This is a genomic window from Microbispora sp. ATCC PTA-5024, assembly GCF_000511135.2.
Classification (GTDB): domain Bacteria; phylum Actinomycetota; class Actinomycetes; order Streptosporangiales; family Streptosporangiaceae; genus Microbispora; species Microbispora corallina.
In genome coordinates this window covers 2,146,426-2,162,359 of record NZ_KI866522.1, presented here as the reverse complement: position 1 = coordinate 2,162,359, position 15,934 = coordinate 2,146,426, and the positions used below count along the sequence as shown (strand labels likewise).

Sequence of the window (15,934 nt, the reverse complement as noted above, 5' to 3'; positions counted from 1 at the left end):
GACGCGCCCCCGGCCGGCCACCGCCCGCTTCGCCCGTCCGGCGTATCGGAGGCGGACCCGTCGCGCGAGCCCGGAGACGACATGAACGGCCGGGACGAGAGCCGGTCAGGCCCGGGCCCGCCACTCGCGGGCGAGGATCGCGTAGACGAGCTCGTCGCTCCACTCGCCCTCGAAGAACTCGTTCTCCACCAGGTGGGCCTCCCTGCGCATGCCCAGCCGCTCCATCAGCCGGTACGACGGGATGTTGCGGGCGTCGCAGCGGCCGTACAGGCGGTGCAGGCCGAGCCCGTCGAAGCCGAGGCGCAGCAGCTCGCGCGCGGCCTCGGTGGCCAGGCCGCGGCCGTGGCAGGCGGGGTTGAACACGAACCCGATCTCGCCCTGCCGGTTCTCCTCGCTGCGCCAGAACAGCGTGAGGTCCCCGATGACCCTGCCGGTCTCCCGCAGCTCGACGGCCACGGAGAGGACGTCGCCGTCACGGCGGATCTCCGCCCGCCCGATCTTCTCCTCCAGCGCCGCCTCGGTCTCCTCACGGGTGCGGGCCTCCCAGTAGAGGTACCGCGCGACCTCGGGCAGCGAGTGGAAGGCATACAGGTCGTCGAGGTCGTCCTCGGTGAAGGCGCGCAGCGTCAGCCGGGGCGTGGTGATGGGGTACGAGGGGGCGAGCACGCGGCCAGCTTAGGAGTGCCCCGCGCCCCGGTGCCAAGGCTTATTCCCGCCCACCGGGGGCGCCCGCGTCGCCCGCGCCCACCGAGAGGCGCCCACCTCGTGCCGAGCGTCCTCCGTATCCGCCCGGGAGGCGCCCGCCTGTTCCGTGCGTCATCCGTGCCCCTTCTCGTCGTCGTCCCGCGTGTCCTCCGGCGCCTCGCGTCCCGCCGCGGCGACCGCCTCGGCGGCCACGACCAGGGCGACGCCGAGGACGAGGGCGATGATGCTGACGAACACCTCGTCGCCCGCGAAGGCCGGCACCCGCCGGGTCAGGAACGACCGCGCGTGCCCGGTGAGCACGAGCGCGGCGAGGCCGTGAATCCCCTGGATCGCCAGCAGCACGCCGGCGATCGAGACCAGTTTCCGCACGGGCATCAGCCTGGCTGCCCGTCCCACCCGGGCGCGTCCGCCGGAAGTGCAGGAGTATGTCTACTTTGGTCGCTGTCGAGCGGCCCCCCGCGCGATCTACGCTCGGGAGCCATGACGGAGCGCCCGCCGCCTCTCGCGGACCCGTTCGCCGAACGTGGCCGGGTCCGGCGGTCCATGCGCGACTGGGTCGTGGACACGCTGCTGTTCCTGCTGGCGGCGGTCGTCACGCTGCTGCTGTCGATGCTGGTGTGGACCGATCCGGCCCTGTCGCCGCCGATGGCGATGCTGGACCAGGTCCTCGGCGGCCTGGCCTGCGCGGCGCTGTGGCTGCGGCGCAGGTGGCCGGTCGGCCTCGCGATCGCGCTGGCCGCGCTCTCGACGTTCAGCATGCTGGTGGCGGCCGCGGGCCTGGTCGCGGTCTTCACGGTCGTGGTGCACCGGCGGTTCCCGATCGCCGCGCCCGTGGTGGGGCTCCACCTGCTGGCGATCCTGCCGTACACGATGCTGCGCCCCGACCCGGACCTGTCGTTCTGGGCGAGCGTGCTGGTGTCGGTGCTGGTGTACGCCCTGGTGGTGGCGTGGGGGCTGTTCGTGCGGGCGAGGCGGCAACTCGTGCTCTCGCTCCGGGAGCGGGTGCGGCGGGCGGAGGTCGAGGCCGCGCTGCGGGAGGAGCGGGCGCGCGGCGCCGAGCGGGAGCGTATCGCCAGGGAGATGCACGACGTGCTCGCCCACCGCATCTCGCTGCTCAGCCTGTACGCCGGAGGGCTGGAGTTCCGCCCGGACGCACCCGCCGAGGACATCAGCCGGGCGGCCGGAGCCATCCGTTCCAGCGCTCACCAGGCCCTGGAGGACCTGCGTGAGGTGATCGGCGTGCTGCGCGGGAGCGCGGAGGAGGCGGTCCCCGAGCGTCCCCAGCCGACCCTCGCCGACGTGCCCGAGCTCGTCGCGGAGTGCCGGCGGGCCGGCATGGAGATCGAGCTCGCCATGCCGGCGCCGGCGGCCGAGCCCCCGGGCGGCCTCGGGCGCAACGCGTACCGGATCATCCAGGAGGGCCTGACCAATGCCCGCAAGCACGCGCCGGGATCGGCGGTCCGGGTGACGGTGTCGGGAGGGCCGGGGGAGGGCCTGGTCGTGGGCGTCGTGAACGCCGGGCCCGCTCGTCCGGTGTCGGCGGGCGCCCGGGCGGCCACCAAGGGGTTCAGGCACACGGCGACCGCCGGCTCGTGCGGTGAGGCGGCCCCGGCTCCCGGGATCGGCGGCGGCGTCGCCCGGGCTGCGGGCCCGCCCGGGGGTACGTCTCCGGGGCCGGGCCGCTCCGCTGCGGTGCCCGTGCCGGCCGTCGCCGTGCCGGCCGTGGCCGGGCTGCCGGGCAGCGGCACCGGGCTGATCGGACTGGCCGAGCGGGCGAGCCTGGCGGGCGGCCGGCTCGACCACGGCCCGGCGGACGGCGGCGGGTTCCGGCTGCGCGCCTGGCTACCCTGGCCGGCATGAACGGCGTGCCCCGGGCGGACGGCGAGATCCGCGTGCTGGTCGTGGACGACGACCCGCTCGTGCGCGCCGGGCTCGCCATGATTCTCGGCGGGGCCGGGGACATCCGGATCGTCGCCGAGGCGGGCGACGGGTCGCGCGTGCCGCCCCTGGTCGCCGAGCACCGTCCCGACCTGGTCCTGATGGACATCCGCATGCCCGGGGTCGACGGCCTGACCGCGACCGAGCGGCTGCGCGCCGCCTCCTCGCCGCCCGAGGTGGTGATGCTGACCACGTTCCACGCCGACGCCCAGGTGCTGCGGGCGCTGCGCGCGGGGGCGGCGGGGTTCCTGCTCAAGGACACGCCACCGGGCGAGATCGTGGCCGCGGTCCGCATGGCCGCGCGGGGCGAGCCGATCCTGTCGCCCGCGGTGACGCGGCAGCTCATCGCGCACGTCGCCGCCGCGGACGGCGACGGCGGGCGCGACCGCGCCCGGGAGCGGCTGGCCCTGCTGAGCGAGCGCGAGCGCGAGGTCGCCGTGGCCGTCGGCCGGGGCAGATCCAACGCGGAGATCGCCGGGGAGCTGCACATGAGCGTCGCGACCGTCAAGGCGCACGTGTCGCGGATGCTCACCAAGCTCGGCCTGAACAATCGCGTGCAGATCGCCCTGCTCGTCCACGACGCCGGGCACCTCGGCTGACCCGCGTCCTATCCCGAGATCATCTGCTCCAGCCGGGCGCGGTGCATCACGAGGTCGTCCGGGTCGGCGGGCATCGGCTGCTCGCCGAAGTGGATGCGCCGCCGCCACACCCTCGCCATGATCACGCCGTGCCGCAGGGCCGCGTACGTCTCGTAGAAGTCCATGTCGCGGGGCTCGTGGCCGCTCAGCTCCCGGTAGACCCGGCAGACGTCGGCGCGGGCCATGAAGTCCGGCAGCCCCGGCAGGCCCATGACCTCGGTGACGTCCTGGAAGAAGCGGTGCAGGAAGATCATCCACCCGAGGTCGACCTCGGGAGGTGCGACGGCGGCCATCTCCCAGTCGAGCACGGCGACCGGCTCGAAGCCGGCGTACATCACGTTGCCGATGCGGGCGTCGCCCCAGTTGAGCACGTCCGGGCCGGGGTCGGCGGGCCAGTGGTCCTCCAGCCACGCGAAGGCCCGCTCCAGGAGAGGGATCCGCAGGTCGGCGTGGGCCCACTCGTAGTAGGCCCGCTGCCCGTCCACATGGCGGCGCAGCCCGCACCCGGCCGCGGCGACGGACGGCACCTGCGCCGGCCCCACCCTGTGCAGCCGCGCGAGGATCTCCACGGTCCGGTCCCGCAGCCGCGCCCGGTCCGAGGGCGCGGCGTCGAGGAGCCACCCCTCGAACGTGTACGGCATGACGTCCGGCGGCACGAGCCCGCTCGCGCGCTCCATCACGAAGAACGGCGTCCCGAGCGGACCGGGGTCGGGCTCGAACCAGAGCACGCGGGGCGCGGGGACGCCCGCCCGCTCGCGGGCCACCCGCATCACCTCGACCTGCCGGCCGAGGTCGTAGTCGGGGAAGACCGGGACCGCGTCGGCGGAGGGGGCCATCCGGGCGACGCAGGCGACCGTCCGGCCGTCCCAGGACGCGTCGAACAGCAGCGTCTCGCTCGAAAGGCCGTTCGTCTCCGGGGTGGACAGGCCGGAGACCGCGGCCCGGGCGTCGACCCTGTCCCGCAGCCAGGCCTCGATCCGCCCGCGCAGCTCCGCCGTGTCCCGGGTCGAGGTCCGCATCCGGGCGGCCTCCCGGCTCTCCTCGTCGAGCCCGCTCATGGCGCCTCCATCGCGTAGCCCCCGGACTTTTCGTATATCCCAGGCCATCCGCTGTCCAGGTTCCGTTCATGCGGGATTCATGTGAGGGCAAAGGCGGGAGATCGCGGAGCCGACTCGGACACGGGTACGACAGCCGTACTCTTGATTAAGGACACCTACGAGGAGCGACGAGATGAGTTCAGCCGGAGAGGGTCTGTCTCGTCCGTTGCCCGAGCAGGTCCGGTTACATGTCGTGGAGGTCGCGGCCCAGGTCCTGGGCTCCATGGCGGCGGCCGCGGTGCCGCCGCCGTTGCGCGGCATCGCCAAGTTCGACCCGCGCAAGCGGGCCCGTCTCGGGGGTACGCCGATCGCGGCCCAGCTGGAGACCGACAAGAAGTTCCGTGAGCTGGTGGCCGAGTCGCTGGAGACGGCCTGGCCCGAGCTGGTGGCGAGCCTCGCGGAGGGCACGGTCCCCCCGGCGGCCGATCCCGTGCTGGTCGCGGCGGCCGCCTACCTCACCCGGCCCCCCGGCTGGCCGGACCTGGTCGAGCAGGCGCGGGCGGACCTGGAGCGGTCGGCGTCGGTCGACACCCAGCGCGAGCAGGCGGAGTCGCGGCTGCGCGAGCAGCTCGCGGCCCAGCGCGCCTCCGCGAAGGAGGAGGTCGACCGGGTACGCGAGCAGCTGCGGGCGGCCCGCGCGGAGAACGCCGACCTGCGCCGCAAGCTGCACGACGTGCGCGAGCGGGTGAAGGCCGCCGAGGAGCGGGCGGCCGCGCTGGAGACCGAGACGGCCGAGGCGAGGTCCCGGGCCGCGAGCGCGAACGGCGCGGCCGAGACCGAGCTGCGCCGGCTCAAGGAGCGGCTGGCCGACGCCGAGCGCCAGCTGGAGGCGAGCCGCCGGGCCGCCCGCGAGGGGCGCAGCGTCGAGGACGCCCGCATCCGGGTGCTCATGGACGCGCTGCAGGACGCCGCGGCCGGGCTGCGCAAGGAGCTCGCCCTGCCCACGACGATCAGCAGGCCGGCCGACTACGTCACCGCCGTCGCGCCGGGGGAGCCGAGCGTGTCCGCCGTGCCAGCGCGGGCCCTCGCCAACGACGACCCCCAGTTGCTCGACCAGCTCCTGGCGATCCCCAACCTCCATCTGATCATCGACGGGTACAACGTCACCAAGACCGGCTACCCCACCCTCACGCTGGCCGACCAGCGCGCCCGGCTGCTCACCGGGCTCGGCGGTCTCGCCGTCCAGGCACGGGTGGAGGTCACCTGCGTCTTCGACGGCGCCGAGCTGAACGGACCGGTGCAGGCGTCGGCCCCGCGCGGCGTCCGGGTGATGTTCAGCGCCCCCGGCGAGATCGCCGACGACCTGATCCGGACCCTCGTGCGGGCCGAGCCGACCGGCCGCGCCATCGCGGTCGTGTCCTCCGACCGTGAGGTCGCCGACTCGGTCCGCCGCATGGGCGCGCGACCGGTTCCGTCGCTGCTGTTGCTGCGCCGCCTCGGCCGCGGCTGATCCCGTACCGGCGGATCGTGACGTTCCGCTCGCCGAACGTGATGATTGCCGCGAATACCTGCGAATAGGTTGAAGCTACAAGATCGCCTGGATAGAGTCGCGCCGCAGGTTTAGGTCTATTCCCCAGGGGGCCTGAGTGCGAGGGCGTGTACCGGTGGCCGCGGGCCTGGCCGCCGTGGTTCTGCTGCTGCCGGTGACGGGCGCGCAGGCGGATCCCAAGCCCACCGTCGCGCAGGCGAAGGCGAAGCTGAAGAAGCTGAACGACCAGGCCGACCAGCTCGTGGACCGGTACAACGCGGCCGACGAGAAGTGGAAGAAGGCCAGGAAGCAGTACGCCGCGCTGAACGACGACTACAAGAAGCAGAACAGCCGGGTCGAGGCCCTGCGCAGCGGCCTGGTCTCCCTGGCGGTCAACACCTACCAGGTCGGCGACATGGGCTCGTGGGGCAACGTGCTGTACAGCCCCGACCCGGAGTCGATGCTCAGCAGCCTGGCCGCCCTCGACCAGATCTCCCAGGAGAGGGCCAAGCGGCTCGAGGAGTACGAGGACGCGATCAAGGGCCTCAAGCAGCAGCGCGACAGGAAGAAGACGCTGTACGACCAGGCCGCCCAGGTGAAGACCGACCTGCGCGACCAGAAGGACAAGGTCGAGCGGCTCGTCAGCGAGCAGACCAAGCTGCTGCGCTCGCTGGGCGCGTACAACGTGGGCGACCCGAACAGCGCCGGCGTCTCCTACCGGGGGCCCGCCTCCGGCGACGCGCTCGCGGCCCTGCAGTTCGCCTACAAGCAGGTCGGCAAGCCCTACCGCTACGGGGGCACCGGCCCGGGCTCCTGGGACTGCTCCGGCCTCGTCCAGGCGTCCTGGGCCGCCGCCGGGGTGAGCCTGCCCAGGACCAGCTACGAGCAGTGGGCGTGGGGCGCGAGCCGGCGGGTGCCGCTCGACGACCTCCAGCCGGGCGATCTCCTCTTCCACGCGGGCTTCGGCCACGTGGGCATGTACGCGGGGGACGGGAAGGTCGTCCACGCCCCGCAGACCGGCGACGTTGTGAAGATTGTCACACTCGCCGAGTACCACCCGATCGGTGCCGTCCGCCCGTAGGCGGGCCGGAAGATCACATATCAGTGGTACGGCAGTGACTCCTGTGACCGTTTTCAGGGTCTGATTCGGCAAATGTGAGCAGAGTCACATTTATGTAAATGTGACGTGGGTATCCTGCGGTTTTCTCTTTGCCGTTCTGTTATTTCGATCTTCATTCGGCGTCCGGGCTTTGCCGAACGCCGGAACCCCTCGGTAGCTTCTGGGCCGCGGCGAGCACGAAACGCCGCCACGGCGGGCATCGGCCGTCCAGCTGATCTCCGCCGAATCGATCCGTCACCGCCGCCAACGCCTACAACCCCGTGCAGGGGCCCCTGGGCGCGGTGACCTGCCGAGTCCGTGCAGTCAGGAGGCACGGAGCCGGGGAACCACTCGACCTTCCGGTGTGGAGGGTCACGGGGTGAATCGGCGCGTTCCAGCGCCGTAGGGCGACTTCCCCGCCCGAATCCGTCAGCTAACCCGGTAGGCGCAAGCGGAAGAACCGAGGAGAGATCCTGTCTACCACCCCCGCTAGTCTGTCCCGTCTTGCCCGCATCACCCTTGGAGGCGTCGCCTTGACGGCGTCCATGGGGGCCGTCGGCACCCAGCCGGCGGCGGCGGACTCGGTGACAGTGACGGTCACCAAGGTGGCCACGGAGACGTCCGCCACGGCCGTCTCCAGAACGGCCTCGACGAAGACGGCCTCGGCCGCGAAGGCCGTCTCGAAGAGGAAGGTGAAGCTGAGCAGGGCCGCCCTCCAGCGGACCAAGGCTCGGCGAGCGGTGAGTGCGGCCGAGAGCCACATCGGCGCGCCGTACCGGTGGGGAGCCACCGGCCCGCGCGCGTTCGACTGCTCCGGCCTCGTCCAGTACGCCTGGCGCAAGGCGGGCGTACGGCTGCCGCGCACGACGTGGTCCATCCGCGGCGCCGTGAGGAAGAAGGTCTCCTGGGGGCACTTCAAGCCCGGCGACCTCATCTTCAGCAGCGGCGGCGGGCACGTGGGCATGTACGTCGGGCACGGCAAGATGATCCACGCGCCGCACACCGGAGCGCGGGTCAGGATCGACAAGCTCGATTCCTACCGCAGGCGCACCTTCGCGGGCGCCGTCCGTCCGGGCGCCTGACCTCAGGCGTCCATGCCCCGGCCCCGTCCACCTTCCGGTGGGCGGGGCCGCGGCATGTCCGGGCGTCGCCGGGCCGGCTCGCCACGCCGGGGCCATGGCATATCGGGGCGTCGCCGGGCCGGGGGTCGCCGGGCCGGCTCACTACGATGCTCGCCATGCGCCCGCCCGACCACCGCCCGCGACCGCCCGTACGGGCGGGTGCGCGGCGGGGCGGGGTCCGGGCGCTGCTCGCCGGGACTGCCGCCGTCGCGCTGGCCGGGCTCACGGCCGCGGCCGCGCCCGCGGACCGGCTGCTTCCGCTGGCCCGTTCGATCGCCCGGGAACACCCCGCCATGTGGACCGGCGCCTCGGTCGCCCGCGGCGAGCACGCGGTCGTCGTCGGCCGCCCGGCGGCCCTCGTCGCCGGCCTCGCCGTGCTGGCCGACCGGGGGAGCCGCGCGGTCGCCCGGGTGTGGGGGCGGCCGGTCGACGCGGTGGTCCTGGTCCCGGCCACCGACGCGGAGGCGGCCGCGCTGGCCGCGCCTGCCCGGGTCGAGGGGCTGGCGGCGCTCGCCGGGGCGGACCGTGTGATCGTGGAGCCGTCCGGCTTCGCCCGGCTGTCGCGGGCCGGCCGTCAGATCGTCCTCACCCACGAGCTCACCCATGTGGCCACCGGGGCGGCCGTCCACGCCGGCGTGCCGGCCTGGCTGGTCGAGGGGTTCGCCGACTACGTGGGCTACAAGGACAGCGGACTGCCGGTCGCGGCGGTCGCCGCCGAGCTGGCCGCCGCCGTCCGCGCCTCCGGACGGGCGCCCGCCGCGCTGCCCGGACCGGACGACTTCGCGGTCCGGCCGCCCGAGGCGTACGAGGGGGCGTGGCTTGCCTGCCGGTACGTCGCCGAGCGCTTCGGCGAGCCGGCCCTGGTCGCCCTCTACCGGGCCGCCCTCCGGGAGGGGCTCGACCCGGCCCTGCGCGACACGCTCGGCCTCACGGTCCCCGAGCTGACCCTGCGGTGGCGGGCGTACGTGCGGGCGGAGCTGGCGCCGGGCCCGCCGTGAGGCCGTGCTGCGAGAATGCCGGTCATGACGCGGCGCCTCACGGGTACTCGGAGGGCCGGCGCCGCGCGCAGGGGATCGAAGGGGCGGGCATGGGGAAGAGGACGCTGATCGTCACGAACGACTTCCCGCCCCGCCCCGGAGGCATCCAGGCGTTCGTGCACGGGCTCGCCTCGCGCCGCCCGCCCGGCTCGGTGGTGGTGTACGCCCCGAGGTGGCGGGGCTGCGAGGACTTCGACACGCGGCAGCCGTACGAGGTGGTGCGGCACCACTCCTCGCTCATGCTCCCGACGCGGTCGGTCGCCCGGACGGCCGCCGGGCTGGTCGAGGACGGCGCGACCGTGGTCTTCGGCGCGGCGGCGCCGCTTGGCCTGCTCGCGCCCGCGCTGCGCAGGGCCGGTGCGACACGAGTGGTCATGCTCACGCACGGCCACGAGGCGTCGTGGGCCCGCCTGCCCGGCGCGCGCCGCCTGCTGCGCCGCATCGGCGAGGGCGCGGACGTCGTCACCTACCTGGGTGAGTACACCCGCCGCCGCCTCGCCCCGGTCGTCCCCGCGCGGAAGCTGGTCAGGCTCGCGCCGGGGGTGGACACCGCGACGTTCCGCCCCGGGGCGGGCGGGGAGCGCATACGGGCCTCGCTCGGCCTCGGCGACCGGCCGGTGGCGGTCTGCGTGTCCCGCCTCGTGCCGCGCAAGGGGCAGGACGTGCTGATCCGGGCGTGGCCGCTGGTGCTGCGCCGCGTCCCGGACGCGGTCCTGCTGCTGGTCGGCGGCGGCCCGTCCCGCCGCGCGCTGGAGCGCGCCGCCGCCCGGCACGGCGTCGCGCGCTCGGTCGTGTTCACCGGGTCGGTCCCGTGGGCCGCCCTCCCGGCCCACTACGACGCGGGCGACGTGTTCGCCATGCCGTGCCGCAGCAGGCTCGCCGGGATCGACGTGGAGGGGCTCGGGATCGTCTACCTGGAGGCGTCGGCCACCGGGCTGCCGGTCGTCGCGGGCTCCTCGGGGGGCGCCCCCGACGCCGTACGGCCCGGTGAGACGGGCCTGGTCGTCGACGGCGCCTCCCGGGACGACGTCGCCGCCGCGCTCGCCGGGCTGCTGGCCGACCCGGCCCGGGCCCGCGCGATGGGCGAGCGGGGCCGGGCCTGGATCGAGGAGGAGTGGCGGTGGGACCGGGTCGCGGCCCGTTTCGCCGGCCTGCTCAGCTCGCCGGCGCGGGGAACGGGACCGGCGGCGGAACGTCGCTGAGGAGCCTGCGGGTCGTCTCCAGGCCCCACGCGTCGAGCGCCGCGATGCGGTCCGACGACGCCCGCAGGCCGCCGTACCGCTCGACGACCTCGGCCCACTCCTCGCGCCGCTCGACCTCGGGACGCACGATCAGGCAGTCGGGGTCGTTCACCCAGAACCTGCCGTGCTGCCAGGCCCGCCCGACCGTGGACAGGACCGCGCCCCGCTGGCCGGGCAGCGCCGGGTCGCCGTACCAGGGCTCGTACTGCGGGGCGGTGTCGGCGGAGACCCGCATCGCGTCGAACAGCCCGACGCTGGGCAGGATCGGCGCGCCGCAGCCCAGCAGGTACGCCTCCGGCCCGATGGTCTGCCTGATCAGGCGCAGCCCCTCGCGGTACGCCTCGAGCGGGCCGGCTCCCGAATGCCGCGGTCCGTCGAGCGCCCCCGCGTAGAGGAAATCGATCTTGAAGTAGTCGAATCCGGCGGCCCGCAGGGTCCCGAAGGTCTCCCGCAGGTACGCCGCGGCGCCCGGGTGGGTGACGTCGAGCCCGGCGAGGTCCTGGTCCCAGTTGTGCCCGGCGTCGGCGTGCCCGCCGTCCGCCCCGATGAGCCACTCGGGGTGCTCACGAACCACCCGGCTGCGGGCGCCGGCGAGGAACGGCGCCACCCAGATGCCGGGCCGCATCCCCGCGTCGCGGATGCGCTTGGCCAGCCCCTCCAGCGAGGCGAACCGGTCCGACAGGTCGAGCCAGTCGCCGATCTCGGCCTCCCAGCCGTCGTCGATCTGCAGCACGTCCACGGGGAGCGCCGCGTCCACCACGGCCCGCAGGTTCTCGTCGACGTCGGCCTCGGTCACGTGCTCGAAGTAGTGGTACCAGGAGCACCAGGCGGTCGGGGCGGGCCTGATGGGTCCGGCCCCGGCGCGCAGGGCGAAGCCGTCGGCCCAGGCGGACAGCGCGTCGTACAGCGGTCCCGGGTGGGTCCGCGCCGTCACGGGGCCCTCGGCGCTGATGACGAGGCGGTCGCCGTCGGGCTCGGCCCGGATCGACGCCACGCCGGTGAGGCCGTCGGCGCAGCCGTAGACCACGGTGGTGCCGTCGCCGGGCTCGACCGCGAGCACGCCCTCGCCCTGGAAGCCGCGCGAGGGTCCCGGCCGGCCGGGCCGGTAGCTCATGATCTGGGTCACGGGCCGCACCGGGCGGGCTCCGGTGGCCGTCGCCGGGTGGTCGGTCGAGGGGCTCCACGACTGCCAGCCGTGCTCGTACACGCGAGCCGCGGCCGGGTCGACGCGAAGGACCTCGATCAGTTCGTACATGCACCCCTCCTGGGGATCGGATGTGGTGGTGAGGGGTCAGCCCTTGGTGGCGCCGCCGGTGAGGCCCTTCACGAAGTGCTTCTGCAGGAACAGGTAGAAGACGAGGACCGGGATGGTCCCCATGAACATGAGGGAGAAGATCGTTCCGTAGTCGGTCCGCCAGACCCCGACCGAGCGGAAGATGCCGGTGGTGATCGTGGTGCCCTGGCTCGGCCCGAGGATGATCAGCGGATCGATGAAGTCGTTCCAGATCCAGACCCCGAGGAAGATCAGCACGCTCGCGGTGGCCGGCCGCAGCAGCGGGAACACGATCCGCCAGAAGATCTGGCCGCGGGTGGCGCCGTCGATGGCGGCCGCCTCCTCCAGGTCCCTCGGCACCGACCGCATGAACCCGGTGAACACGAACACCCCGAACGGGACGTAGTAGCCCACGTTGAACAGCACGAGGCCGGGCAGGGTGCCCATCAGCCCCACCGCGCGCAGCACGTACGTCACCGGCGCGAGGATCACCTGCGGCGGGATCATGAGCCCGCACAGGAGCAGCAGCATCAGGCCGCGGCCCCATCGGCTCGGCGAACGGGCGAGGTAGTGGCCGAGGGTGGCCGACAGCACGGTCAGCACCATGACGGACAGCCCGGTGACCAGGATGCTGTTGGTCACGCTCGCCCAGTAGAGGTTGTCCGGCCGGGTCAGCAGCGTGCTCAGGTTGCGCAGGGTGAACGGGTGGGGCGCGCCGATCGGGTCCGTCCGGATCTGGTCGGGGCTCTTGAACGTGTTGATCACGCCGACGTACAGCGGCACGAAGAAGAAGGCGCCGACGGCGAGGGCGGCGAGCGGGCGCGCCCACGGGGGAGCGGTGTCCCTCACTGGTCGATCTCCCTTCTGCGCAGCACCGCGAGCGAGACCGCGGTGAGCACGGCGATCACGACGAGCATCGCGACGGCCTCGGCCGAGGCGTATCCCTGGTGGTTGTCCACGAAGGCGGTCTGGATGGCGAGGAAGGCGATCGTGGCGGTCGAGCCGGTGCCCGGGCCGCCCTGCGTCATGACCTGCACGTGGTCGAAGATCTTGAAGGCCGAGATCAGCAGCACCACGGTGTTGACGGTCAGGGCCGGGGCCAGCAGCGGCCAGGTGACCCGCCAGAACCGGCGGACCGGGCCGGCGCCGTCGATGGCGGCCGCCTCCATCAGCTCCTTCGGCACGCCGGACAGGCCGGCGAGGTAGATGACCACGCAGAAGCCGAGCATCTGCCAGCACAGCACGGTGGCCAGGGAGTAGAGCGCGATGTCGGGGTCCGACAGCCAGCCCGGCGGGTCCTGCACGCCGAGGGCGCGCAGCACCTGGTTGACCGGGCCGTCGTCCTGCAGCATCCGGGTCCAGATCACGCTGATGACCACCGAGCTGAGCACCATCGGCGTGAAGAAGACCCCGCGCAGGGCGTTGTAGAGCCACCCCCTGCGGTCGAGCAGCACGGCGATGCCGAGACCCAGCACGTTCGGGACGATCACCACGATCGCGGTCAGGATCGTGGTGATGCGCAGCGAGGTCAGGAACGCGTCGTCCTGCAGCATGAGCTGGTAGTTGCGCAGGCCGACGAACCTGGTCGGCGGGTTGAACGGGTTGTAGTTGGTGAGGCTGTAGCCGAAGCTCACCGCGATCGGCACGAGCACGAAGCAGACGTAGATGAGCACGCCGGGGGCGCCGAAGCTCAGGAAGTGCCAGACCCGGGGCCAGACGCCGTGGGATCGTCGACGGCGCGTCCGGCCGGCGGCCCGGGGCGCACGAGGCCGGGTGGCCACGTCGGAGACCATGGATTCCTTCAGTCCTTGCCTTGGGGGTGAGGTCCGCGCCGGGCGGTGGCCCGGCGCGGATCACTCGTGGGGGTGCCGTTCTCCGGGCCGGTCCGCTGACCTGCCCGGATGGCGGTCCGTGAGTCCCGTGAGCGCTCACGGACCGCACTTTTCGATCAGGATGATTTATCCCACTCGGTGTCGAGGTAGCCCGCCGCCTGCTCGGGCGTCTTCTTGCCGGTGATGATGTCCTGAGCGGTGAGGTTCCACTTGTCCGGCATGCCGGCGATCATCCCGTCGTCGCCCTGCTCCCACCCGAAGGCGGGGACGGTGGCCTTCTGGTCCACGGCCTCGCGGTACAGGTCGTACACCGCCTTGAACACCGTGCCGTCCTTGGCGGGGAGCGTGTAGCCCTTGATCGCGGGGAACAGGGCGTCGGCCACCGCCGAGGTGTCGAGGTAGTCCTTGTCGGTCTGCCACGCCAGGGCGAACTTCTTGGCGAGGTCGACGTTGGGGGACTTCGCGTTGACCGACAGGCCGCCGCCGGTGAACGAGGGGAGGTGGAACGACCCGTCGTCCGCCGGCCAGGCGAAGATGCCGATGTCGTCCTTCACCTTGGAGGCGTCGCTCGCCGCCGCGAACCAGCTGCCCATCGGGTACATCGCGCCCTTGCCGTCCAGGAAGGCGGCCTGCGAGGCGTCGTAGCTCTGGCCGAGGTCCTTCTTGTTGAGGTAGCCCTTGGCCGCGAGGTCCGCGAACTTCCGGGTGGCCTTGAGGAACTCGGGCGAGTCGAACTTCGTCGACCCCTCGCGGCGCTGGTGCATCCACTCGGGGTCGGCCGCGTACAGGTCGGTGGTCAGCGTGCCGGTCCAGGGCAGTGAGGAGCCCCAGCTCGGGTTGCCGCCGATCACGAACGGCTGGACTCCCTTGCCCTTCAGCGCGGCCGCGTCGGCGAGCAGCTCCGCGTACGTCTTCGGCGGCGCGGAGATGCCCGCCTTCTGGAACAGGCTCTTGCGGTAGAAGACCTGCCAGGTCTGCGTGTTGGCCGGGAGCTGGACCGTCCTGCCCTTGATGGCGCTGCACTTCGGGCACAGGAACTGGGACAGCTCGCTGTCGCTGAACGTGGCGAGGTTGCCGCCGTTGTCGAACGAGGGCAGGTCCTGCAGGCCGATCTGCACGTCGGGGAACTGGCCCGATGCGAGGAGCTGCTTGGCGTACGCCGTGCGGTCGCCGGGAGCGACGATCTTCTTGACCGTCACCCCGACCTTCTTGCTGACCCTCGCGATGTTGTCGTCCCAGAACTTGGGAGTGAGGTTGTCGGTCTCGAAGACCAGGAACGTGATCTCCTTGCTCCCCGAGGCGCCGGAGCCGCCGCTCTGGCCGCCGCCCCCGGTCTGGTCGCCGACCGAGCAGGCGCTCAGGCCGCCGGCGACCGTGAGAGCCGTGCCGAGCACCAGGATCCTTCTCATACTGCCACCTTCCTCGCCGGTACCGCAGCGAGTCGACGACCCTACTCATCGGACCACTCCACGCCGAAATAGCGGATATTTCCGGGAGAGGCCCGCCTGTTGTAGCTGATTGGTACGACCAGTGCTTACCTACGAGCTCCGTACCATGTCAAGACGGCGGAGCCCCGGCACCCCGGCCGATACCGAGGTGTGACGTGGCGGCGGCCTCTCGGCGGACGTCCGGCGCGCCCTGGCGACCTCCGTCTCGAAGGTCCGACCACTGGTGGGTGCGAGTGGCGCGATTCCCGGACCGGTGCGGGCGGGATGGCAGAATTGGTAGGACCACATGCCCAGCCGAGGAAGAGCGCGGAGTGAAGCGGCCAATCACCGAGGAGCGCGGGACGTCCGGCGCCCGCACCACGGTCACCGAGCGGGCCATGCGCAGGATCATGGACATGATCTCCGGCGGGGCGCTGCTGCCGGGCCAGCGGCTGCCGACCGAGCGGGAGTTCGCCGCCGACCTCGGCCTGTCCCGGAGCTCGATGCGGGAGGCCATCCGGGCGCTGACCGTGCTCGGCGTGCTGGAGTCCCGGCACGGCGCGGGGGTCTACGTCACCGCGCTGGAGCCGCGCGACCTCCTCGACACGTTCGGGGTGGTGGCCGAGATCTCCCGCGGCGACACGCTGCTCCACCTCGTGCAGGTCAGGAAGATCCTGGAGCCGGCCGCCACGGCCACGGCGGCGGCCCGCATCGACGACGAGGTCCTGACCCGCCTGCGCGCCGAGATGACGGCCATGGAGCAGGGCGGGACGGCCGAGGAGATCGTCAGCCACGACCTGGAGTTCCACCGGCTGATCATCGAGGCGGCCGGCAACCCCGTGCTGTCCGCGATCCTCGACGGCCTGTCCAGCCGCACCTTCCGCGCGCGGGTCTGGCGCGGCTACCGGGTGGAGGGCGTGTTCGAGCGCACCTTCGCCGAGCACGACCGCATCTACCGGTCGCTCGTCGAGCGCGACCCCGAGAGCGCGCGCACGGCGGCCGCGATCCACGTCGCGGCCGTCGAGGACTGGCTGCGCACCCAGGCCGACCTCGGCTGA

The 15,934-nt window shown here is 73.0% G+C and carries 15 protein-coding genes and 1 riboswitch; of the genes, 8 read left to right on the top strand and 7 right to left on the bottom strand.

Features of this window, described 5'->3' with window-relative positions; genetic code table 11:
• Nucleotides 1–105: 105 nt before the first annotated feature.
• Both MPTA5024_RS09580 and MPTA5024_RS09575 read right to left on the bottom strand, forming a co-directional pair.
• The gene (locus MPTA5024_RS09580) at nucleotides 106–666 is read right to left on the bottom strand and encodes a GNAT family N-acetyltransferase (protein WP_036321671.1); all 561 of its coding nucleotides are present in this window, start codon (nucleotides 664–666) and stop codon (nucleotides 106–108) included.
• Nucleotides 667–816: 150 nt separating this feature from the next.
• Complete coding sequence (locus MPTA5024_RS09575) at nucleotides 817–1,074, bottom strand: hypothetical protein (protein WP_157099341.1); 258 nt, start codon at nucleotides 1,072–1,074, stop codon at nucleotides 817–819.
• A gap of 111 nt (nucleotides 1,075–1,185) precedes the next feature.
• Between MPTA5024_RS09575 and MPTA5024_RS09570 the strand changes: the two genes are divergently transcribed.
• On the top strand, nucleotides 1,186–2,565 hold the full coding sequence (locus MPTA5024_RS09570) for a sensor histidine kinase (protein ID WP_051457872.1): 1,380 nt from the start codon (nucleotides 1,186–1,188) through the stop codon (nucleotides 2,563–2,565).
• Nucleotides 2,562–3,242: a response regulator gene (locus MPTA5024_RS09565; RefSeq protein WP_036321669.1), complete on the top strand. Its 681-nt coding sequence runs from the start codon at nucleotides 2,562–2,564 to the stop codon at nucleotides 3,240–3,242. The genes MPTA5024_RS09570 and MPTA5024_RS09565 overlap by 4 nt, the downstream gene beginning before the upstream one ends.
• 8 nt (nucleotides 3,243–3,250) lie before the next feature.
• Here MPTA5024_RS09565 and MPTA5024_RS09560 read toward each other — a convergent pair whose 3' ends face one another.
• Nucleotides 3,251–4,339, bottom strand: coding sequence for a phosphotransferase family protein (locus MPTA5024_RS09560; protein WP_036321664.1), 1,089 nt, complete (start codon nucleotides 4,337–4,339; stop codon nucleotides 3,251–3,253).
• Between the two features lie 172 nt (nucleotides 4,340–4,511).
• Between MPTA5024_RS09560 and MPTA5024_RS09555 the strand changes: the two genes are divergently transcribed.
• The 5 genes from MPTA5024_RS09555 (at nucleotide 4,512) to MPTA5024_RS09535 (ending at nucleotide 10,305) form a co-directional block, all read left to right on the top strand.
• Nucleotides 4,512–5,828: an NYN domain-containing protein gene (locus tag MPTA5024_RS09555; RefSeq protein ID WP_036321662.1), complete on the top strand. Its 1,317-nt coding sequence runs from the start codon at nucleotides 4,512–4,514 to the stop codon at nucleotides 5,826–5,828.
• 136 nt (nucleotides 5,829–5,964) lie between these two features.
• Nucleotides 5,965–6,927 (top strand): C40 family peptidase, encoded by a 963-nt coding sequence (locus tag MPTA5024_RS09550; protein WP_036321659.1) that lies wholly within the window; start codon nucleotides 5,965–5,967, stop codon nucleotides 6,925–6,927.
• Between the two features lie 316 nt (nucleotides 6,928–7,243).
• A riboswitch (cyclic di-AMP (ydaO/yuaA leader) is annotated at nucleotides 7,244–7,408 on the top strand.
• A 70-nt stretch (nucleotides 7,409–7,478) separates the two neighbouring features.
• Entirely contained in the window at nucleotides 7,479–8,027 is a 549-nt protein-coding gene (locus MPTA5024_RS09545) for a C40 family peptidase (RefSeq protein WP_232326331.1), read from the top strand.
• A 155-nt stretch (nucleotides 8,028–8,182) separates the two neighbouring features.
• Nucleotides 8,183–9,064 carry a hypothetical protein gene (locus tag MPTA5024_RS09540; RefSeq protein WP_051457871.1) on the top strand — a complete coding sequence of 294 codons (882 nt, stop codon included), beginning with the start codon at nucleotides 8,183–8,185 and terminating at the stop codon, nucleotides 9,062–9,064.
• An 89-nt stretch (nucleotides 9,065–9,153) separates the two neighbouring features.
• Nucleotides 9,154–10,305: a glycosyltransferase family 4 protein gene (locus MPTA5024_RS09535; RefSeq protein WP_036321655.1), complete on the top strand. Its 1,152-nt coding sequence runs from the start codon at nucleotides 9,154–9,156 to the stop codon at nucleotides 10,303–10,305.
• Here the strand turns inward: MPTA5024_RS09535 and MPTA5024_RS09530 are convergent.
• The 4 genes from MPTA5024_RS09530 to MPTA5024_RS09515 all read right to left on the bottom strand — a co-directional run bounded on the left by MPTA5024_RS09530 (nucleotide 10,259) and on the right by MPTA5024_RS09515 (nucleotide 14,858).
• Nucleotides 10,259–11,599 (bottom strand): glycoside hydrolase family 36 protein, encoded by a 1,341-nt coding sequence (locus MPTA5024_RS09530; protein ID WP_051457870.1) that lies wholly within the window; start codon nucleotides 11,597–11,599, stop codon nucleotides 10,259–10,261. The two genes, MPTA5024_RS09535 and MPTA5024_RS09530, sit on opposite strands and share 47 nt — an antisense overlap.
• Before the next feature lie 36 nt (nucleotides 11,600–11,635).
• Nucleotides 11,636–12,466, bottom strand: a complete 831-nt coding sequence (locus MPTA5024_RS09525) for a carbohydrate ABC transporter permease (protein WP_036321653.1) — start codon at nucleotides 12,464–12,466, stop codon at nucleotides 11,636–11,638.
• The gene (locus tag MPTA5024_RS09520; protein ID WP_036321651.1) at nucleotides 12,463–13,410 is read right to left on the bottom strand and encodes a carbohydrate ABC transporter permease; all 948 of its coding nucleotides are present in this window, start codon (nucleotides 13,408–13,410) and stop codon (nucleotides 12,463–12,465) included. The genes MPTA5024_RS09525 and MPTA5024_RS09520 overlap by 4 nt, the downstream gene beginning before the upstream one ends.
• 155 nt (nucleotides 13,411–13,565) lie before the next feature.
• Nucleotides 13,566–14,858, bottom strand: coding sequence for an ABC transporter substrate-binding protein (locus tag MPTA5024_RS09515; RefSeq protein WP_036321649.1), 1,293 nt, complete (start codon nucleotides 14,856–14,858; stop codon nucleotides 13,566–13,568).
• A gap of 350 nt (nucleotides 14,859–15,208) precedes the next feature.
• Between MPTA5024_RS09515 and MPTA5024_RS09510 the strand changes: the two genes are divergently transcribed.
• The gene (locus tag MPTA5024_RS09510) at nucleotides 15,209–15,934 is read left to right on the top strand and encodes a FadR/GntR family transcriptional regulator (protein ID WP_232326330.1); all 726 of its coding nucleotides are present in this window, start codon (nucleotides 15,209–15,211) and stop codon (nucleotides 15,932–15,934) included.